Annotated in this window: 21 protein-coding genes; 4 read left to right on the top strand and 17 right to left on the bottom strand. The window is 35.8% G+C overall.

Annotated features, from left to right (window positions below):
- Nucleotides 1-107 precede the first annotated feature (107 nt).
- From BBH99_RS19195 to BBH99_RS19205, 3 genes are all read right to left on the bottom strand, one after another.
- Nucleotides 108-1016 (bottom strand): hypothetical protein, encoded by a 909-nt coding sequence (locus BBH99_RS19195; RefSeq protein WP_066699619.1) that lies wholly within the window; start codon nucleotides 1014-1016, stop codon nucleotides 108-110.
- Nucleotides 1017-1122: 106 nt separating this feature from the next.
- Nucleotides 1123-1323, bottom strand: coding sequence for a TIGR04139 family peptide modification target (locus BBH99_RS19200; RefSeq protein ID WP_165601961.1), 201 nt, complete (start codon nucleotides 1321-1323; stop codon nucleotides 1123-1125).
- Nucleotides 1324-1817: 494 nt separating this feature from the next.
- Nucleotides 1818-3665, bottom strand: coding sequence for a helix-turn-helix transcriptional regulator (locus BBH99_RS19205; RefSeq protein WP_066699623.1), 1848 nt, complete (start codon nucleotides 3663-3665; stop codon nucleotides 1818-1820).
- A 238-nt stretch (nucleotides 3666-3903) separates the two neighbouring features.
- Here BBH99_RS19205 and BBH99_RS19210 point away from each other — a divergent pair, with 238 nt between their 5' ends.
- From BBH99_RS19210 to BBH99_RS19225, 4 genes are all read left to right on the top strand, one after another.
- Complete coding sequence (locus BBH99_RS19210) at nucleotides 3904-4224, top strand: import component protein (RefSeq protein WP_066699624.1); 321 nt, start codon at nucleotides 3904-3906, stop codon at nucleotides 4222-4224.
- Between the two features lie 49 nt (nucleotides 4225-4273).
- Entirely contained in the window at nucleotides 4274-5233 is a 960-nt protein-coding gene (locus tag BBH99_RS19215) for a DUF3829 domain-containing protein (protein ID WP_228390851.1), read from the top strand.
- 304 nt (nucleotides 5234-5537) lie between these two features.
- Entirely contained in the window at nucleotides 5538-6017 is a 480-nt protein-coding gene (locus BBH99_RS19220; protein WP_066699625.1) for a hypothetical protein, read from the top strand.
- Nucleotides 5995-6513 (top strand): hypothetical protein, encoded by a 519-nt coding sequence (locus BBH99_RS19225; RefSeq protein WP_228390852.1) that lies wholly within the window; start codon nucleotides 5995-5997, stop codon nucleotides 6511-6513. The genes BBH99_RS19220 and BBH99_RS19225 overlap by 23 nt, the downstream gene beginning before the upstream one ends.
- Before the next feature lie 134 nt (nucleotides 6514-6647).
- On the opposite strand, the gene BBH99_RS19230 is transcribed toward BBH99_RS19225, so the two are convergent.
- From BBH99_RS19230 to BBH99_RS19295, 14 genes are all read right to left on the bottom strand, one after another.
- Nucleotides 6648-7595, bottom strand: a complete 948-nt coding sequence (locus tag BBH99_RS19230) for a transketolase family protein (RefSeq protein ID WP_066699627.1) — start codon at nucleotides 7593-7595, stop codon at nucleotides 6648-6650.
- A 41-nt stretch (nucleotides 7596-7636) separates the two neighbouring features.
- A complete protein-coding gene (locus BBH99_RS19235) occupies nucleotides 7637-8491 on the bottom strand; it encodes a transketolase (RefSeq protein WP_262487211.1) in 855 nt (284 codons plus the stop codon).
- Between the two features lie 107 nt (nucleotides 8492-8598).
- Nucleotides 8599-9117 carry a hypothetical protein gene (locus BBH99_RS19240; RefSeq protein WP_066699631.1) on the bottom strand — a complete coding sequence of 173 codons (519 nt, stop codon included), beginning with the start codon at nucleotides 9115-9117 and terminating at the stop codon, nucleotides 8599-8601.
- A 28-nt stretch (nucleotides 9118-9145) separates the two neighbouring features.
- Nucleotides 9146-9835, bottom strand: coding sequence for an SGNH/GDSL hydrolase family protein (locus BBH99_RS19245; RefSeq protein ID WP_066699634.1), 690 nt, complete (start codon nucleotides 9833-9835; stop codon nucleotides 9146-9148).
- A 24-nt stretch (nucleotides 9836-9859) separates the two neighbouring features.
- Nucleotides 9860-11419: a sodium:solute symporter gene (locus BBH99_RS19250; RefSeq protein ID WP_066699636.1), complete on the bottom strand. Its 1560-nt coding sequence runs from the start codon at nucleotides 11417-11419 to the stop codon at nucleotides 9860-9862.
- Nucleotides 11420-11899: 480 nt separating this feature from the next.
- A complete protein-coding gene (locus BBH99_RS19255) occupies nucleotides 11900-12187 on the bottom strand; it encodes a GNAT family N-acetyltransferase (protein ID WP_002984420.1) in 288 nt (95 codons plus the stop codon).
- Nucleotides 12188-12190: 3 nt separating this feature from the next.
- Nucleotides 12191-12586 carry an OsmC family protein gene (locus tag BBH99_RS19260; protein ID WP_066699638.1) on the bottom strand — a complete coding sequence of 132 codons (396 nt, stop codon included), beginning with the start codon at nucleotides 12584-12586 and terminating at the stop codon, nucleotides 12191-12193.
- Nucleotides 12586-12804, bottom strand: a complete 219-nt coding sequence (locus BBH99_RS19265) for a (4Fe-4S)-binding protein (RefSeq protein WP_066699640.1) — start codon at nucleotides 12802-12804, stop codon at nucleotides 12586-12588. The genes BBH99_RS19260 and BBH99_RS19265 overlap by 1 nt, the downstream gene beginning before the upstream one ends.
- A gap of 1 nt (nucleotide 12805) precedes the next feature.
- On the bottom strand, nucleotides 12806-13384 hold the full coding sequence (locus tag BBH99_RS19270) for a TMEM175 family protein (RefSeq protein ID WP_066699641.1): 579 nt from the start codon (nucleotides 13382-13384) through the stop codon (nucleotides 12806-12808).
- Entirely contained in the window at nucleotides 13377-13916 is a 540-nt protein-coding gene (locus tag BBH99_RS19275) for an NADPH-dependent FMN reductase (RefSeq protein WP_066699643.1), read from the bottom strand. Before BBH99_RS19275 ends, BBH99_RS19270 begins: the two co-directional genes overlap by 8 nt.
- Nucleotides 13917-13936: 20 nt before the next feature.
- Entirely contained in the window at nucleotides 13937-14836 is a 900-nt protein-coding gene (locus tag BBH99_RS19280; RefSeq protein ID WP_066699645.1) for a pirin family protein, read from the bottom strand.
- A gap of 47 nt (nucleotides 14837-14883) precedes the next feature.
- Nucleotides 14884-15195, bottom strand: a complete 312-nt coding sequence (locus tag BBH99_RS19285; protein WP_066699655.1) for a GNAT family N-acetyltransferase — start codon at nucleotides 15193-15195, stop codon at nucleotides 14884-14886.
- 232 nt (nucleotides 15196-15427) lie between these two features.
- A complete protein-coding gene (locus BBH99_RS19290; RefSeq protein ID WP_066699646.1) occupies nucleotides 15428-16303 on the bottom strand; it encodes a pirin family protein in 876 nt (291 codons plus the stop codon).
- A 129-nt stretch (nucleotides 16304-16432) separates the two neighbouring features.
- Nucleotides 16433-17836 carry an MFS transporter gene (locus tag BBH99_RS19295; protein ID WP_066699648.1) on the bottom strand — a complete coding sequence of 468 codons (1404 nt, stop codon included), beginning with the start codon at nucleotides 17834-17836 and terminating at the stop codon, nucleotides 16433-16435.
- Nucleotides 17837-17857: the final 21 nt, after the last annotated feature.

Raw genomic sequence — 17857 nt, forward strand, 5'->3', positions numbered from 1 at the left:
TCTGATTTTATAAAAAACAATTTATTAGGCTTACAGATAAGAACTATTTGAATTTTAACAACTTTATCTTCGGATTTGTGATGAATTTTATGATAACTGAAAGGCATTTAATGATTTTTTTGCTTTTTAAGCTTATCAAAAAAGTCTTTGGCTATTTTCACAGAAGTTTTCATTCTGGGAAAACCTATAGCAGCACGGTTTTTATCTATTCTGGCAGAATCAGCAGCATTTAGATTGGCTTCACTATAGCGCATGAATATTCCGTACATTGTTATCCCATTATTCACATATTGATATTTATCTACCATATCAATATAATCTCTTGGCGTACATTCTCCGGATTTTACATATTGCAGTAATTCTGTTTTGAAGTATTCATAGTACTTTGTATAAGCCATATGGTTAAGCATCATTCCCATAGACATTAGTGTTCTGTTATCTCCCCAAAGTCCCATTTTTTGCATTGATGGATATCCATAATTTTTTAACGTCCAGATTAAAAGCTTGGCATTTTTGTTATCATTCATTTCAACAGTTTCCTTAATATGCCGGTTATATTGATCTCTTTTAAAAGCAATAGAGAATGAATCTACCAGAACCTGATTAAGTCCTTTTTTCCATTGCTGAAACTTTTGTTCCACTTGTGCACTGTCTATTCCATGTCTTTTATATAACTGATAAAAGTCCCGGTCGGGTGGCCAGTAAGGTGCTGTTTGCGCTAATAGTTTATCCAGACTTTTTACCCCGCCAAAGTTCTTATGATATTTGTCTGCCATTTTGATATAGACTTCATATTCGGTAATTCTCTCATTCTGAACCGGTGGATATTGTTTGAATAATTTTTTATACCTTTTTATGGTTGCCAGAGTGTCTTTATGTATCCTATGAATACTGTCTATGGTGTAAACTTTATTATAATAATTAATATAATTAATGTCTTTAGTTTTACATGAGAACAAAATAAAGATGAAAATAAAGATGGTGAATATAAATAAACTGTATTTATGGTTTTGCATGGAATTGATGTGGTTTAATTGTGAAATGAATACTGAACATCTATAATAGATTCACTTCCTTAAATCATTAAATTGAAAAAAATAGAGGGATAAACCCTCTATAATATTATAATCCGCCGCAATTTTCGCCTACATACAATGTTTTTATTTTTACACCTGCATCAGTATAAGTTCTTTTATCAAAGCATGTTGCGTTTTCTGATGTTTCATAACAAAGAGCTCCTTGAACTGTTTTCAAATCATCTCTGTTGATTTTTTTGTTTTCCAGAGAAGAGAAATTTCTCTTCATTCCAACTAATTTTTTCATTTTGATAGTTTTTTGTTTATTAAATAAAATGATCTGCCATATAATCCCTGACATTGGGTGATTCATTCTTATGTTTAATTTGTACTGTACACATACAATTTAAATACAGAATTCCGTCAACGTTGATCGTTCAAAACTAAAAAGAATTACATCACGCAATGGTGATAATTTTTGTAATTTATTTGTAAATTTTATTACAGATTTTTGTGTTGTGTACAGATTTTATCCTATTTATTTTATTGAATTTTAGTGAGTTTTAATAGGATTGTGGGAATTTAAAATGATATGAATTATTGAATGAAAAGAAAAAAGGAAAAATTAAATAAATGAAAATATAAAACAGTATTATTTTCTATTGTACATAAATCATACACAATGCTCAATTATATAATTTCTTATGTAAAAAATTAAAATAATTGTTGCTATAGCTAATAAATGATACAAGGACTTAAAAGAACTATATCATGTGTGTATTGATGAGCTGAAAATTATAGTTATTCAGAAAATACTCCTTGGAAAAAGGTATCCAGAGCTATATTTTCATCCAGTCCGAATTTCTTTTTAAGACGATACTTGGTCATTCTTACACTTTTAGGCTCTACGTTGAGAAGATTGGCAATTTGTTTGGTATCCATTCCAAGGTAGATATAAGCGCAGTATTTAAGGTCTAGTGGTGTCAGTTTCTGCTTGGCCTTTTCATTAATATTTTTGAAGAAGTCAGGATGCAATTCCTGGATGGTAAACCTGATCTTTTCAAAATCGTTATCTACACGGTTTTGTTCCCTGACTACCTGGTTGATGTTAATATCAGCATCTGAAAGCTGAGTTTGAAGCTGCTGAAGAACTTCGTTTTTATGTTGGATATGAAGCTGATTGGCCAGCACTTCACTTTGGAGTTTCTGCTGCTTTAGTGTTAAGAGTTCCTGTTCTGCCTTTAATCTGGCCTGCTCTTCTTCCTTAAGCTTTACAAGCATCTCAGCTTCGTGTTTTTCCGTATTAAGTTTCTTTTCTCTTTCTATGGAGTAACGTAATTTATAATGATAGGAACGAAACATAAAAAAAGCACCAATTAATCCTATAAGCCCTAATCCGATATATAGGAATTTTTCCTTCTTCAGACTCAATGTTTTTTCTGTCAGAACTTTTAGCTCAGTTTCTTTTTTCTGAGACTGAAACTGGGCTTCCAGTCTTTTTGCTGTTTCGGCCTGTCCTTCATTGTAAAGCAGATTGTTATATTCCGTTACTTTAGCCTGATACTCATAGGCCTTTTGATAGTTTTTCTGTTTTTCATACAGCTTGGAAAGATCAGTCACAACATTAATCATGACGTGATAATATACAGGCTTCTGAGTCAATAAAATTTGTTCCGCTTTTAAAAGATACTGTTCGGATAAGGCATCATTTTGGTCACGAGTGGCAAGATTGCTGAGGATTCCGAGGGCACCTGCCTGGATTCCCTGATTTAAAGTGGTATGCCGGGTAAGATTCAGAATTTCGTTGGCTTTATCCTGAATTTCCTTACGGATTTCAGGAGTAATTATCGGATAGCTCAGATAGTAATTGGCCAGGTTCAATAAAGCTAAAGCATGGGCATGAGCTGAGACCTGCCCCGGAAACTGCTGATAAAGTGCAACAGCCTTTTTACACATTCCTATAACACGTTCTAAATCCTTTACATCCCCGGTTTTTTCATACGGAAAGTAATAACAAACTGCCATGGCAGAATATGCGGAACTCAGCATATTTTTATTTCCTGATTTTTGGGCCAGTTCTACTGCTTTTTGAGCATAAAGCGTGGCATTCTTGGCATCATTCCATTCAGAGTGAATGCCATAGAGGAGATAATTAAGCTTTGCATTCAGCAGAATTTCTGAAGGCAGTTTTTCAACCTGTGGAAGTATTTTCTGAATAAGTTTCATGGTATTTTCAGATTCTCCCAGGGCATTATTATAGTAAATATTCAGGTAAGAAGCATAGAGGGAAGCTATTTTATCATTTGTTTTTTGAGCGGAGGCATTGGCCGCATCCATAAGTAATGGGATTTTATCATATTGAGACTGGTTCAATTTTATAATGCCATTCTGAACCATAGCTTTTACTTCTTCTGTATAATTATGTTCACTTTTGGCCAATTTTAATTGTTCCTGAATATATTTTTCAGCAACAGGATATTGGTCGCTTACTCTGTAATATTCTGTAAGCTCATTATAAACTTTAAATTTTTCCTCAGCAGAACTGTTACTCTTTAACTGATTTTTAAGCTTATCAATGAATGCATTTTGTGCCGGGCAGAGAATACATGTAAAGAATATAAAATATAAAAAATAGAACTGCAGTTTCATGAGGTGAAAGTACAAAAATTGGAGAAAATTATTAATGATTTATAAAAGAAAATAAAAACACAATAAGAATTTAAGTATTTGTTAATTAGTGTATTGTATGGAATTGTAGACGTTTTGTAGACGTTCTTTTTTGAGGTTGAAGTTGTTTTGTAGTAACACAAAAAATTGGAGTTACGTTCTTCTTCTGCAATTTTGGCTCAGCAAAAAAATTAAAAAGAGTAATTAAAAAAACTTTATCATGGACAACAAAACATTATCTATCGTATCGTACATAACCATTATCGGGTGGTTAATCTCGTTTATTGCTGGAAAAGAAAAGGCTGGCAGCCTTTTAAAATATCATCTTAAGCAGTCTTTAGGATTGATTATTTTTTCAATTATTCTGTCAGTTGTTTTAAGAATTTTACTTTCAGTGACTCATTTGGGTATCTTAAGTATATTAGGCTTTATTCCATTGGTACTGATGATTATTGGTGCTATTAATGCAGCTAATGAAGTTGAAAAACCTTTGCCGTTGATCGGGAAAATGGTTGAAGATAAATTCTCATTTATAGGATAGAACTTCAAATACTCAGAATTTTTTAATATATAAAAACTTTTAATATTAGATGATGAAAAAGATATTGCTCATTACAGGAATATTGAGCCTGAGTCTTTCTCTGATTTCCTGCGATAAACTGGAAAAAATTAAAGAAAAGCTTTCACAGAGCGGAAATAGTACACAGGCAAATCCTTTCAGTGTTAATTCAGGAGATAAAAACAGGGATATCGTTTCCTTTAATAATAAAGTGGTGAAAATGGATGAAGCCCAGGCAGAGTTTATTAAAAACTTTCAGGAATCACTCACTCAAATGGAAGAGTATGTAAAGAATATAACAGCCAATCCACAATATTCAGGAATGTCTCCCATATTTACACCTACTATTATGATGTGGATCAATCAGGAGATTAAAGCTCCGGATGTATTAGGGAAGGATTATCAGGTTCTTGTGGATAAGATGAAAGATACGGCCACTCAGTTACAGACTCTTAAAAAAGATCTGGAAACTTATAAAACCGCAGAAGACTGGAAGGACGACAAAGGAAAAAAAATTACAGAAATCTCTGAAAAAGCCAATAAACTGATCCAGGAGAACCGTAAAGCAGCCAATGAACTGTTTGCTAAACTTTCTCCAAAAGCAGATCAAGCTGAGATAGAAGTGCTTAAAGGGCATCCGTTAAAAGATCATATTATCCAATCCAAGGAAGCCATGGAGTTTACTCAAAAGATCATTGACGATTCTTATGATATTACGGATCTGAATGCCTACAAACAGAAATTTGCCCAGCAATATCAGCAGATGGAAAAATTGTACACAAGAAATGTTGATGAAAAAATTCCATCTTCAGAAAAGCAGAAAGAAAACAGTTATACAGCGCTCAATAATGCATTGAATGATTTCCTGGGTAAAATGAGGATTGTTCAGAGAAGCCTGAATGAGAATAGCAGTGATCTGAACAGTGATCTTGATGACCTTGAAAGCGAAGCAAATACTGTTCTTAATCGTTATAACAATTTTGTAGATTAATATAAAAGCAGATATCTGAGGTAATTAAATTAAGGATGAACAATAAAAAAACACATTTCATTATATAAAATGAAGCGGAATAAATAATTGCCTCAGCCATATCCATCCATAATTTAAAAAACAGAATCAGGAAATGGAAGATCTTAAAAACTCAATATTGAATTTGAGAAATATCTGGAAGAAAGCTTATGAACAGGCCTGAATCTCCTGAAACCATTAATGAAGATTAAATCGAACAACATTACCAATCGTATACAGACAAAATTTTATAATACGTAAACTCAATATATACAAATACATTATCATGAATTCTTATCAATTTTACAAACAGGAAGGCAATCAATATATTTTTAAAAATCAGCCTGTTTTCATCACGATATTGTGCCTTATCTTATTAGTGATTGCAGGGTTGATTTTTAACAATGCAAGAACCGTAAGCCTTATTATGATAGCTGTTGTAGTGCTTATTGTTATTAATTTCTTTACCAAGAAGTTTATCATCGATATGGACCGGAAAACGATCACCGGAAAACATACCATCTTTGTTCCTGCCAAAACGTACGATATCAAGGATTTTACCAATTTTCAGGTTTTAGCCACAAAATATCTGGGCTTTATTACAACCAATGTGATATTGTCCATTCATTTTGAAGTAGATGGAAAAGAAAAATATTTGACTGTCGGGCAAGCACTTTCACAAAAAGGGATCCAAAAAATGGTGAATGAAACGGAAGACATCATGAAAATTAATGAGCCGGGTAATGAATATAACAGACCGTTATAAATTTGAAGAGAACGGCAGTGAAATAAGCCTAATGCCCAATTATGATTTTTTGAAAACACTGGTATGGTGGTTAGCATTGGGAGTTATTGCGCTTCCTGTGATCATCTATTACTTTATGGATAAAATGTCGGGAGATCAGTTTAAAATAGCTTTGATGATATGGGCCATCTATATGATCTATTTCCTGTTCGATCTGTTTTTCAGGATTCCTGTAAAATATATTTTTGATAAATCTGAGAAATGTATTTACAAAAAATGGATACTTTCCAAAAAGATAATGACCTTCGATGAAATGACCTATTTTATCAATGATGAAAGAGGTGTGTATTATTATTCCATTGGAAAGAAGCGAAATCAGTTTGTGAAAAACTATAGGATCAGCAATTACTTTTCAGGCTCCAAGAAATCTATTGAGAGAGAAGATGAGTATATAAAAGAAATATTATGCCCAATTCTGATTGCTGTAGGAATTCCTTTTAATGAACGGGAATCATAAAAAACGAATAAGTAGGGTAGAAGCTACAACCATGACAACTATATTGAAAAACTCCAACATTGAATCACTCATTCAATAAAATACTTCGGGCTGTTTCAAAGAAACAGCCCGAAGTATTATGCTAATGCTAATGATTAGTTAGCTAAAATTCTTTTTACAGCTTCTTTTACAGCTTCTGCATCAATTTTATACTTCTTCATCAATTCAGCTGGTGTTGCAGATTCTCCGAAAGTATCATTTACTGCTACAAACTCCTGTCTTGTAGGTCTTCTTCTTGCAAGTATTCCTGCAACAGATTCTCCTAAACCACCAAGGTAGTTGTGCTCTTCAGCTGTTACAATTTTCCCTGTTTTTTCAACAGATTTTAAGATGATCTCTTCGTCAAGAGGCTTAATCGTGTGGATGTTGATCACCTCACAAGAAATACCTTCTTTTTCAAGCTCATCAGCAGCCACAAGAGACTCCCATACAAGGTGTCCTGTTGCAACAATCGTTACGTCAGTACCTTCCTGAAGCATGATTCCTTTTCCGATTTCGAAAGGCATATCTTCAGGGATAAATACAGGAACAGTGGGTCTACCGAATCTTAAATATACAGGACCTTCGTGGTCAGCAATAGCAAGAGTAGCCGCTTTGGTCTGGTTGTAGTCACAAGGGTTGATTACAGTCATTCCAGGAAGCATTTTCATCATTCCGATATCTTCCAATACCTGGTGAGTAGCTCCATCTTCTCCTAAAGTAAGACCTGCGTGAGATGCACAGATTTTTACATTCTTACCAGAGTAAGCAATAGATTGACGGATCTGATCATATACTCTTGAAGTAGAGAAGTTAGCGAAAGTTCCTGTGAAAGGAATTTTTCCTGTGATGCTAAGACCTGCAGCAAGTCCCATCATGTTCGCTTCTGCAATACCCACCTGGATAAATCTTTCAGGAGCTTTCTCAATGAATTTCTCCATTTTCAAAGATCCGATAAGGTCAGCACAAAGTGCTACTACATTAGGGTTTTTGTCAGCAAGCTCAGCTAATCCAGCTCCGAATCCTGAACGTGTGTCCTTTTTTTCTGTATATGTATATTTCATTTTTATTTTTATTAATCGAGAGTTTAACTGATGGTTAGAGATTAGTAGTCAGCAGGAGCTTCTAAATACAATTGTTTGAATGCAGTTTCCAATTGCTCATCATTAGGAGCTTTACCATGCCAAGCGTGAGATCCCATCATGAAATCTACTCCGGCACCCATCTCTGTGTGAAGGATGATTGCTACAGGCTTCCCTTTTCCTGTTTCAGCTTTTGCTCTTTCAAGAATACCGATTACCGCTTCAAGATCATTACCATTCTTTTCTTCTAAAACAATCCATCCGAAAGCTTCAAGTTTAGCATGAAGATTCCCAAGGCTTAATACATCATCAGTATCACCGTCAATCTGACGTCCGTTATAGTCAATAGTCGAAATGATATTATCTACTTTCTTAGCAGCAGCAAACATCAGTGCTTCCCAGATCTGACCTTCCTGAAGCTCACCATCTCCGTGAAGAGAGTAAACAAGAGATTGGTCTCCGTCCATTTTTTTACCTAAAGCCGCTCCTAAAGCTACAGAAAGCCCTTGTCCTAAAGAACCTGAAGCAATTCTGATTCCCGGAAGACCTTCATGAGTAGTAGGGTGTCCCTGTAATCTTGAATCAAGCTTTCTGAAAGTTCTCAATTCATCTACCGGAAAGAAGTTGAATCTTGCCAAAGTAGAGTAGTATACAGGAGAAATGTGCCCGTTTGATAAATAAAAATGATCTTCATTCTTGCCTTCCATCGTAAAAGGAAGATGATAGTTCATCACCTTTCCGTAAAGTGCTGTAAAGTACTCTGTACAACCTAAGCTTCCTCCCGGGTGTCCTGAATTTACAGCGTGAACCATTCTTAAAATGTCTCTTCTGATCTGTGTAGTAAGAGATTTTAACTCTTCAATACTTTTACTCATTATATCTGATTTATTTGCACGCGAATTTACAATTTTTTACCGGCTTATGGAAATGCAAAAATCCGGATATAATGATCCGGATTTTATTTTATTTAAATATTTTCCTGCTTTTAGCAGCCTTCGTTGATGTAAACAGTAATTTCAGTAACAATATTATTAACAAATTTAAATGTTAACTGAGTTCCTGCATCATAGTCATCAATATTAAAGTATCCCGCATCTTTAATACGTTTACCGTTATTGTCTACTTCCGGACGAACACTGAATGTAGGATAATTTCTGTACGTATTGATAAGCTCATCTCTTGTACTTCCAACACCCATTCCGCTTTTGGTTCTGAATTTTTTGCTGGTGGTTGACAGGCCTGTAATTGTAACAGCATCTGGTTTTGCTTCACCACCGTAACCCTGGAAAACTTCAATATTGATAGCCTCTCCATTGTATTTTACCCCATTCTTTTGCTCCCCATCAGAAATTTTCAGTTTGGTACCGGAAATTTTTTCTGCTTCACTTTTTTCCATGAAGATCTTATAAGGCCCGATTCTTAAAGTGGAAACCTCAAAATTCTCCTGAGCAGCCACGGATCCAAAAGTTAATACAAAGATGAAGAGCGAAATAATTTTTTTCATAGTTAATAAAATATATTTTTTTGAATTTTTATTTTTTTCCTAATGTTTTATGGATTGCATTTTTAATCATGGGTTCCATGATGGCATACCCTGCAGGAACCGGATGAATACCATCCTTTGAGAGTCCTTCACGCATCCCACCTTTTGCATCCCGCATCGCAGTATTATAATCTACAAATATGAACTTGTTGTTGCTTGCATACTGCTTTAACCTGTTATTCAGGGCGTCTACTTTTTGGGACACTTCTGTTATCTCTTTACGCCATGGAAATGCTGCTGCTGGTAACACGGAAGCAATGATTACTTTAATTCCGTTGTTTTGAGCAATATCAGCCATAGCTTTGATATTATTAAAAGTGAAATCAGGATCATAAATGCCTGCATTTTGTGCAATATCATTGGTTCCCGCATTAATGATCACTAACTTTGGTTTTAAAGCGACAACATCACTCTGAAAACGGAGTAGCATCTGTGATGTCGTTTGTCCGCTGATTCCTCTGCCAGTATAGTTGTTTTCTGAGAAAAATTCCGGATGACTCTTTACCCAGCCTTCTGTAATCGAATTACCCATAAAGACAACATCCACTTTTTTCTTTGAACTTACAATACTTGTATTTTCATCTTTGTATTTTGTAAGATTGGCAAAATCAACAGCACTCTGTGCGTTGACGATTGTATTGGTAAAGAGGTAAAAAGACAGAAAAAAGAATAATTTCATTACTGTTATTTTGTGGTTTTTAGATTAAACGACTCTTAAATGCTGCTTATCTTTTACCAGCCATAGGCCTATGAATGTCAATAATCCATTAAGAACAATTAGCTCAACACCAATTCTATAGTCTGTATAAGTTGTTACCGCAAAATTGATTAAATAAGTGATGATAGGAGCTAAAATAGTTACTGTAAGAATTGAATACTTTTTGGAAATTTTGAATTTGGTGAAGATTCCGAAAGCAAAAAGTCCTAATAACGGGCCATAGGTATATCCGGCAATTTCCATGATCAGATAAACAATAGATTTGTCGTTCAGGGCTTTGAACACCATGATTAAAATGAAGAACATCACCGTGAAAGTTAAATGCACTTTCATACGAAGGCTTTTCTTTTCTTTTTCTGTTTTGTTTTTATCTTCATTAAGGTTTAGTAAATCTACACAGTACGAACTGGTTACCGCCGTTAAAGCCCCATCAGCAGAAGGGAATAATGCAGATATCAATCCGATGATGAAAATAACAGAGATCATCATTGGGAAATGACCATTAAGAGATAGGGCAGGGAATAGATCATCACCCATAATATTATTAATGTTTCCTGCTGCATCTTTGAATCCGAAGATATTGCTCACAGGATCAGTTCCAGTGGTTCCGTATTCTGCTCCATGCTGCAAAGCAAAAAGATAAAGCAGCCCTCCCAGGAATAAGAAAGCAAGATTAACCAACAGCAGGGTTCCTGCGAAAGTTAACATATTCTTTTTTGAATTTTTAAGGTTGTCTACAGAGATGTTTTTCTGCATCATTTCCTGATCCAGCCCGGTCATGGCAATCGTAATAAAGATTCCCCCCAGAATGGTTTTAAGGAAAAACGTCTTGGAATTAGGATCAAAGTTGATAAAGTGAGTATAATTTTTCTGTTCCAAAATCGTATACGCTTCGCCAAAAGAAAGGTTAAGGTTGGATAGAATATACACAATACAAGCCACCAAACTGATAATCATGAAGGAAGTCTGTAAAGTATCTGTAATCACAATCGTTTTTACACCACCTTCAAAAGTATAGAGAAGAACCATCAGTAAAAGCACCATAGAAGTTACCCAAAACGGAACTCCTAATCCTTCAAGAAGGAAAATCTGCAGCACATTCACTACCAGATATAGCCTTGCTGTTGCTCCAATAGCTCTTGAAATAATAAAGAATATAGACCCGATTTTATGGGCTTCCACATTGAATCTTTTTCCCAGATAGGTATAAATGGAAGTAAGGTTCATCTTATAATACAGGGGCAGAAGGATGGCTGCAACGATAAAATATCCGATGAAGAAGCCAATCACCATCATATAATATTCAAAACCACCATAAATATATTCAGAGCCGGTCATTTTCCCGACGGTTCCCGGAACTGAAATAAAAGTAACCCCACTTAAGCTGGTGCCTATCATTCCGAATGCAACGAGCCACCATTTACTTTTTTTATTACCGATAAAGAAGGACTGGTTGTCTGAATTTCGGCTGGTGAAATAAGAGATCACCAAAAGGCCGATAAAGTAAATAAAGACAAACAGCAAAAGGACAGTTCCTGGATTCATGCTTAGATTTTAAATTTTAGCAAATATATAAAAAAGAACCATCGTGAATCGTGAATTTAGTGCTGAGGCAATTTTTATGTAATTATTCTGGGGAAGTGACCTGAACATGGGACAAAGTCGGCTTGAAGCTGGGAGCTGGAAGCAGGAAGTTATGAAGCTCATATAAGCAATTATTCTCTCTGTTTTCATCATTTCTATTTTTTAATAATAACGAATGGCAGTTCGCTTTATCAAATCGATTGAAAATCGATTCACTCTTAGCTTCCTTAAAATATAACAGCAAGATAATTAAACCTTTGCATTTAAGAAAAAACAGTATGTAATCCAATCTCTGCTGAGTGAAACGCCCTTGCGAACGCTTTTTAGGAATTTAAATAAGTCCTTGTGAACTCAGCGTTAAAATAAAAAACACTAGACAGTATAAATAAAAAACCTTCCAGATTATTCTGAAAGGCTGTATTGTAAGGGTGGAAGCAGTGATTAGTTCACCAAAACATCCTGCAATTCCTCACTCTTCTGGAAGCTGGCTTTCGCGAAAGGACACAACGGAATAATTTTCTTCCCGTTTTTTCTTGCAAAATCTACAGCTGCCAAAAGCATTTCCTTACCTACTCCTTTTCCGTTGTAGGCTTCTTCCACCTCCGTGTGGTCTATAATAAATCGTTCTTCTCCTGCCCAGGTGTAGGTCATCATTCCTGCGCGTCTTCCATCTATGAAAGCTTCAAAACTTCCGTGTTTTTCGTCGTTGTTTTGTTTTACTTCAATCATATTCTATGAGAATTTGGTTAGTATTTCGATATCGTTGGTTAATATTTTATGTACAGGGCAGGCATCTGCAATGGTGTGAAGCCTTTTCATTTGTTCCGGGTCCAAAACTCCATCAAAGCTGATGTCTCTTTTGAAGACGGCTCTTTTGGTTAAAGGAAAATTTTCAAGTTCTACTTCCACATTAATGTTTTCTACATCCCATTCCTTTCTTTCAATGTACATTCTCAGGGTTGCTGCTGTACAGCTTGCCAGGGAAGTTGCCAGAATTTCTAATGGATTGAAACCTTTGTTTTGCCCGCCTTTATCTACAGGTTCATCGGTAATGATGGTATTTTCACCCGCTGTTACCTCTGTATAATATTTTGTTTTTCCTAAACTTGCTTTTACTGTTACCGCCATTATTTTCCAGTGTTGAATTTATAACTTAATGCTCCGGATGGACATTGATCTATCTGATTTTTTAATTCTTCAGGGGTTGCATTTTCTGCTTTTATCCAGGGTCTGTCTTTTGGATTATAGACTTTGGGAAGCAATTTTACACATACAGCCGAGTGGATACACTTTTGAGGCTGCCAGATTACAGTAATGTCGCCGTTGGGATATTCGTGTGTTTCCATATTAATCGTCTTTTAATGATTTTTCGATTCTTCTGTCCGGAATCAGCCATATAAGAGCCACTATATAATAAAAACCTATGGCAATATAAGGATAAAAAAATGAAGTAGCGATTCCAAGGACATAAAATATAATGGATATATTTTCTTTATATTTCGAATGAATGGCTTCCTTTAGCTTAGAACTTTCGCCTTCATATTTGATGATAAGATTTTCCAGAATAGTATAGGCAATAGCACACATCACCAGCCCAATTCCATAAGTAGCCACAGGATTTTTTGCAAAACCAGTGTTACCAATCCATTCCGTAGCAATAGGCATCATAGAAAGCCAGAACAGAAGATGAAGATTGGCCCAAAGAATACCGCCATTTACTTTTCTTACTGCCTGAAACAGGTGATGATGGTTGTTCCAGTAAATTCCTACATAGATGAAACTGAAAATATAAGCCAAAAACTTGGGAACAAGAGGTTTAAGACTCGCCCAGCTGCTTCCTTCCGGTACTTTCAGTTCAAGAACCATGATTGTGATAATGATGGCCAGAACTCCATCACTGAAGGCTTCCAGTCTTCCTTTAGTCATTGTTTTTAATTTCGTTTTTAAAGTTTTCAATCTTTGCTTTCAGCTCACGGAGCATATCAGGATTAATCACTCCGCTTTCAAGATCAAAATTCTCATAGAACTTTGGTAATGAAAAAGTATCCTTGATATCTGCTGCAAATTGAGGGAAAAATGTTTTCGCTGTATTCATAACATTTCCGCCACCATAACCGCCGGGAGAAGTACTCATCAGAAGCATCGGTTTGTTTTGAAATACCTTCACATTAATCCTTGAAGCCCAATCGAAAACATTTTTGAAAGCGGCACTGTAAGACCTGTTATGCTCTGCAAGGGAGCAAATAATTACATCACACTCTTCAATCACCTTTAAAAATTGGTGTGCTTCATCCGGAAATCCTTTCTTTTCAAGATCTACAGAGAAAACAGGCATGGTAAAATCATTTAAGTCAATTAAGTTGATCTCTTCCTCCTGAAAATCCTTTAATACAAACTTTACCAGCTCCCTGTTAATGGAAGTTGATGAAGTGCTTCCTGCAAATGCTAATATTTTCATGGTTTCTTTATCTGATGAGGTTATTTTCTGTTTAAAATGGCTTTGGGTAATGGAACATACTCATCTTCATCACCAGGAACCAAAGGAAAGGCATCATGATTCTGATCATTCCAGTTTACTTTAGCCTGGTCAATTATCTCCTTGTCAGAATTTACAAAGTTCCAGAAGATAAAACGTTCCTCATCGAAAGGTTCGCCGCCGAAAAGATAGACTGTACCATTTTCGCTCATATCAAACTCGCAAAGCTTGGTATCTTTTGCAATCATCAGCTGTTTGGAACCGTAAGAGTTACCTTCTGTTGTTACAGTTCCATCCAGAACATACATGGCAGCTTCTCCATAAAGATCTTTCCCAATGCTGATTTTCTTAGCCTCTTTGGTTTTTATTTCGATGAAAAATAATTTACTGTGTACCGGAACAGGAGAGGTTTTACCAAATGCTTCTCCGGCAATTAATTTATACTGAATCCCATCTTCTTCCCAAACCGGAATTTCATCCGCTTCAATATGATGAAAAGTAGGTTCAGACTGTTCAAGATGTTTAGGAAGGCCTACCCAGATCTGGAATCCGTGAAGTCTCTTGTCGCTGTGTCTTAAATATTCCGGAGTTCTTTCAGAATGTACCACTCCTTTTCCGGCAGTCATCCAGTTTACAGCTCCAGGTTTGATTTCAAGAGCACTTCCGATACTGTCTCTGTGGAAAATCGAGCCTTCAAGCAGATAAGTTAATGTAGATAACCCGATATGCGGATGGGGCGGAACATCAAGGTTTTGATAATCCTTTAATTCCGAAGGTCCCATATGGTCAATAAAAACAAAAGGTCCTACAGCTCTTTTTTCACGGAACGGAAGAAGTCTTCCTACCAGAAAGTTCCCGATATCTGCTGCTTTTTCTTCGATGATAAGTCCAATATTTGACATAATGATGTAATGCTTTTAAGGTTTGTTTAAATAATGTTGATGAAGATTTACAGTTTATCGTATCCGTCAAACTTTTCATCCACGATGCGCTTCCACTCAGGATGTTTTTTGATAAAGGCAAAAACGTAAGGACAGAAAGGAAGAAGTTTTTTGCCGCTTTCTTCAATATAATGCAATGTTTTTTCAACCACTGCGGCAGCAGCTCCGGTTCCACCAAGTTCGGGATCAGCTTCGGTATGGATCAATGCAATTTGATGAGTAGTCTCGCGATAATCAATGAAGGCATGATGCCCGTTCACTTCTATTTCAAATCTTTTGTCCGTTTTTACAAGAGGTATGTTTTCAAATTCCGGTTTCATAATTTTTTGTATTAAAAGTTGATTAAGGTCTTGGTCTAAAGAGATTAACATCTTTTGTATTTAAGAGAAATCTGGTTGAGAAAACAAACCTTATAGGTTTTTGAAACCTATAAGGTTTATATCCCCCAATATTACTTAACATTAATCTTTTACACTTCAACCCGATATAATGATATATAAAGTTAGTAAAAAAGAGAGTATTTAAGATTAAGGAAAATTGAATTCTATCCTTTTAATCTTCAAGGTATCCGAATTTTCCGGTATTGAAATCTTCAAAAGCCTGCATAATTTCTTCTCTGGTATTCATTACAAACGGTCCGTGAGGAAAGATTGGTTCATTTATTGGCTCTCCACTGATAATTAAGACCACTGAGTCTTCCTGAGCCTCAATTGTGAAACTTTCTCCTTCGTTTTTAAATAATGCAAAATGGTCTGCTTTCACATGTTCTTCTCCATTAACGGTAATATTTCCTTCAATCACCAAAGCAGCAGTATTGAAATGGGCAGGAAAATTGAATTCTGCTTTACCACCAGCTTTAAGTTTTGCATTCATCATGTGAATAGGAGTGAAGGTAAAGGCAGGACCTTTGTGCCCGTTAAATTCTCCGGCAATGACTTCTATATATCCATTTTCACCAAGATCCACTTTTTCCATTTTAGAATTTTCAATGGCCTGGTATTTTGGATTACTCATTTTATCTTTTGCAGGAAGATTTACCCAAAGCTGAACCATTTGAAAGATTCCTCCTTCCTTGGCCCATTCCGTTTCGTGATATTCTTTATGAAGAACACCTTTAGCTGCAGTCATCCACTGTACATCGCCTTCTCCAATGATACCGCCGCCGCCGGCACTGTCATGATGTTCTACTTTTCCGCTATAAGCTATGGTTACTGTTTCAAAACCTCTGTGTGGATGAACACCTACACCTCTTGGTCTGTCAGAACCATTGAAATGAAATTTTGAATTATAATCAAGCATAATGAACGGGTCCATTCTCTTCATATCTAATCCATGTATGCCCGGAATAAAGTTATGAACTCTAAAACCGTCACCTACAAAGTGGGCAGGTCTTGGAGATACTACCATTTCTACTTGTTTAGTTGCCATAATATTGTTGATTTTATGTAAACAAAATTACCATACTTATAAGGCACATGCATTGATCTGTGATAAGTTCGTATCAGAAGGTAAGGGTAGTATGTAAAGACCTTGAAAAATCTATCAATCAATCTTTAACTATTCATCTTTCGATTTCATATTCTTCCCATCTGAGATATGAAGTCTCCTAAATACAAATCCTGATAAAATGGTTAATATTCCAATTGTCAGAAAAGTATATCGGAAGGCGTTGTGAGTTTCGCCCTGGATGAGGTCCGAACCTTCATATAACTTTAATACAATCAATCCGAAAGCAATCCCAAAACCAATGGCGAGCTGCTGATTAACTGATATTAAAGAATTACCGCTGCTGGTCTGGAAATTCCGGAGATCTGCAATAGAAATTGTATTCATGGAAGTGAACTGTATAGAGTTAAAAAATCCAAGTATTGCAATAATAGGAACAAACCAATACAACGAAGTATGAATGTCAGGAATAGCCAGCATGCAGATCAGGGTTCCGATAATGAAAGTGTTGACCATTAACGTTTTCCGATACCCATATTTATCCAGAATTTTAATCACAGATGATTTCCCGAATATAGCAGTCAAAGCCATTGGGGCAATAATCCACCCGGATGTTACGGCAGACTGTTTATAAGCAATCTGAATCATCAGGGGAAGGAGTAAAGGAACAGAACTGATTCCTAATCTCGTTGCCAGATTTCCTACAATTCCTACACGAAAAGTTCTCACCTGAAACAGGTTTAAAGGAAAAATAGGATGACCTCCTTTTTTGGCGTGTTTGTAATAATAGTAAAGAAACAGGAACCCAAGGATAAATACAATGAGAACCGGAGTAATATTCTGTATATCTCCGAAAAGTTCCAGTGAAATGGAAAGCAGGAGAGAAGCTGCTGCGAAAATTAAAAAGCCCTTTAAATCAAAATCTACATCATCAGATTTGTAATCAGGCATGAATTTTAGTCCTAAAATAATCCCTAGAAAGCCAATCGGAATATTGATTAGGAATATCCAGTGCCATGAAAGATAATCTACCATATAACCTCCTACCAAAGGTCCGAGAACAGGCCCGATGAGTGCGGGGATAATGGCAAAGTTCATGGCTTTGAGCAATTCATTCTTATCAAAGGTTTTAATGAGTGCCAGCTTTCCGACCGGTGTCATCAAACTTCCTCCAACACCCTGTATAACCCTTGAAATAACAAGGTGGGTGAGGTTTTGAGATAATGAACAGAATAAAGAACCCAAACTGAATAAGATCAATGAAAAAATGAATACTTTCTTTGTTCCGAAACGGTCTGCCAAAAATCCGCTTGCGGGCATAAAGACAGCTAATGTCAATACATAGCTGATAATAGCGTTCTGCATATTCAGTGGAGATTCGTGCAGGTCTTTGGCGATAGATGGAAGGGAAGTATTCAGAATGGTTGAATCCAGCATTTGCATAAAAATAGCAGTAGCCAGAATCAGTGGTAGAATTTTCTTAATAGAGGTCTGTTGAGAGTTTGTTTCTGTCATTTTGTATAGGCTGGAATATTA

Origin of the sequence: Chryseobacterium contaminans (assembly GCF_001684955.1) — a bacterium.
Classification (GTDB): domain Bacteria; phylum Bacteroidota; class Bacteroidia; order Flavobacteriales; family Weeksellaceae; genus Chryseobacterium; species Chryseobacterium contaminans.

Coding starts and splice junctions, on each gene's coding strand:
- BBH99_RS19210 (WP_066699624.1), top strand. CDS start 3,904: ATGGACAACAAAACATTATCTATCGTATCGTACATAACCATTATCGGG.
- BBH99_RS19270 (WP_066699641.1), bottom strand. CDS start 13,384: ATGACTAAAGGAAGACTGGAAGCCTTCAGTGATGGAGTTCTGGCCATC.
- BBH99_RS19280 (WP_066699645.1), bottom strand. CDS start 14,836: ATGTCAAATATTGGACTTATCATCGAAGAAAAAGCAGCAGATATCGGG.
- BBH99_RS19285 (WP_066699655.1), bottom strand. CDS start 15,195: ATGAAACCGGAATTTGAAAACATACCTCTTGTAAAAACGGACAAAAGA.
- BBH99_RS19225 (WP_228390852.1), top strand. CDS start 5,995: ATGAATATAACAGACCGTTATAAATTTGAAGAGAACGGCAGTGAAATA.
- BBH99_RS19205 (WP_066699623.1), bottom strand. CDS start 3,665: ATGAAACTGCAGTTCTATTTTTTATATTTTATATTCTTTACATGTATT.
- BBH99_RS19195 (WP_066699619.1), bottom strand. CDS start 1,016: ATGCAAAACCATAAATACAGTTTATTTATATTCACCATCTTTATTTTC.
- BBH99_RS19215 (WP_228390851.1), top strand. CDS start 4,274: ATGATGAAAAAGATATTGCTCATTACAGGAATATTGAGCCTGAGTCTT.
- BBH99_RS19240 (WP_066699631.1), bottom strand. CDS start 9,117: ATGAAAAAAATTATTTCGCTCTTCATCTTTGTATTAACTTTTGGATCC.
- BBH99_RS19255 (WP_002984420.1), bottom strand. CDS start 12,187: ATGATTGAAGTAAAACAAAACAACGACGAAAAACACGGAAGTTTTGAA.
- BBH99_RS19200 (WP_165601961.1), bottom strand. CDS start 1,323: ATGAAAAAATTAGTTGGAATGAAGAGAAATTTCTCTTCTCTGGAAAAC.
- BBH99_RS19250 (WP_066699636.1), bottom strand. CDS start 11,419: ATGAATCCAGGAACTGTCCTTTTGCTGTTTGTCTTTATTTACTTTATC.
- BBH99_RS19295 (WP_066699648.1), bottom strand. CDS start 17,836: ATGACAGAAACAAACTCTCAACAGACCTCTATTAAGAAAATTCTACCA.
- BBH99_RS19260 (WP_066699638.1), bottom strand. CDS start 12,586: ATGGCGGTAACAGTAAAAGCAAGTTTAGGAAAAACAAAATATTATACA.
- BBH99_RS19290 (WP_066699646.1), bottom strand. CDS start 16,303: ATGGCAACTAAACAAGTAGAAATGGTAGTATCTCCAAGACCTGCCCAC.
- BBH99_RS19230 (WP_066699627.1), bottom strand. CDS start 7,595: ATGAAATATACATATACAGAAAAAAAGGACACACGTTCAGGATTCGGA.
- BBH99_RS19275 (WP_066699643.1), bottom strand. CDS start 13,916: ATGAAAATATTAGCATTTGCAGGAAGCACTTCATCAACTTCCATTAAC.
- BBH99_RS19245 (WP_066699634.1), bottom strand. CDS start 9,835: ATGAAATTATTCTTTTTTCTGTCTTTTTACCTCTTTACCAATACAATC.
- BBH99_RS19220 (WP_066699625.1), top strand. CDS start 5,538: ATGAATTCTTATCAATTTTACAAACAGGAAGGCAATCAATATATTTTT.
- BBH99_RS19265 (WP_066699640.1), bottom strand. CDS start 12,804: ATGGAAACACACGAATATCCCAACGGCGACATTACTGTAATCTGGCAG.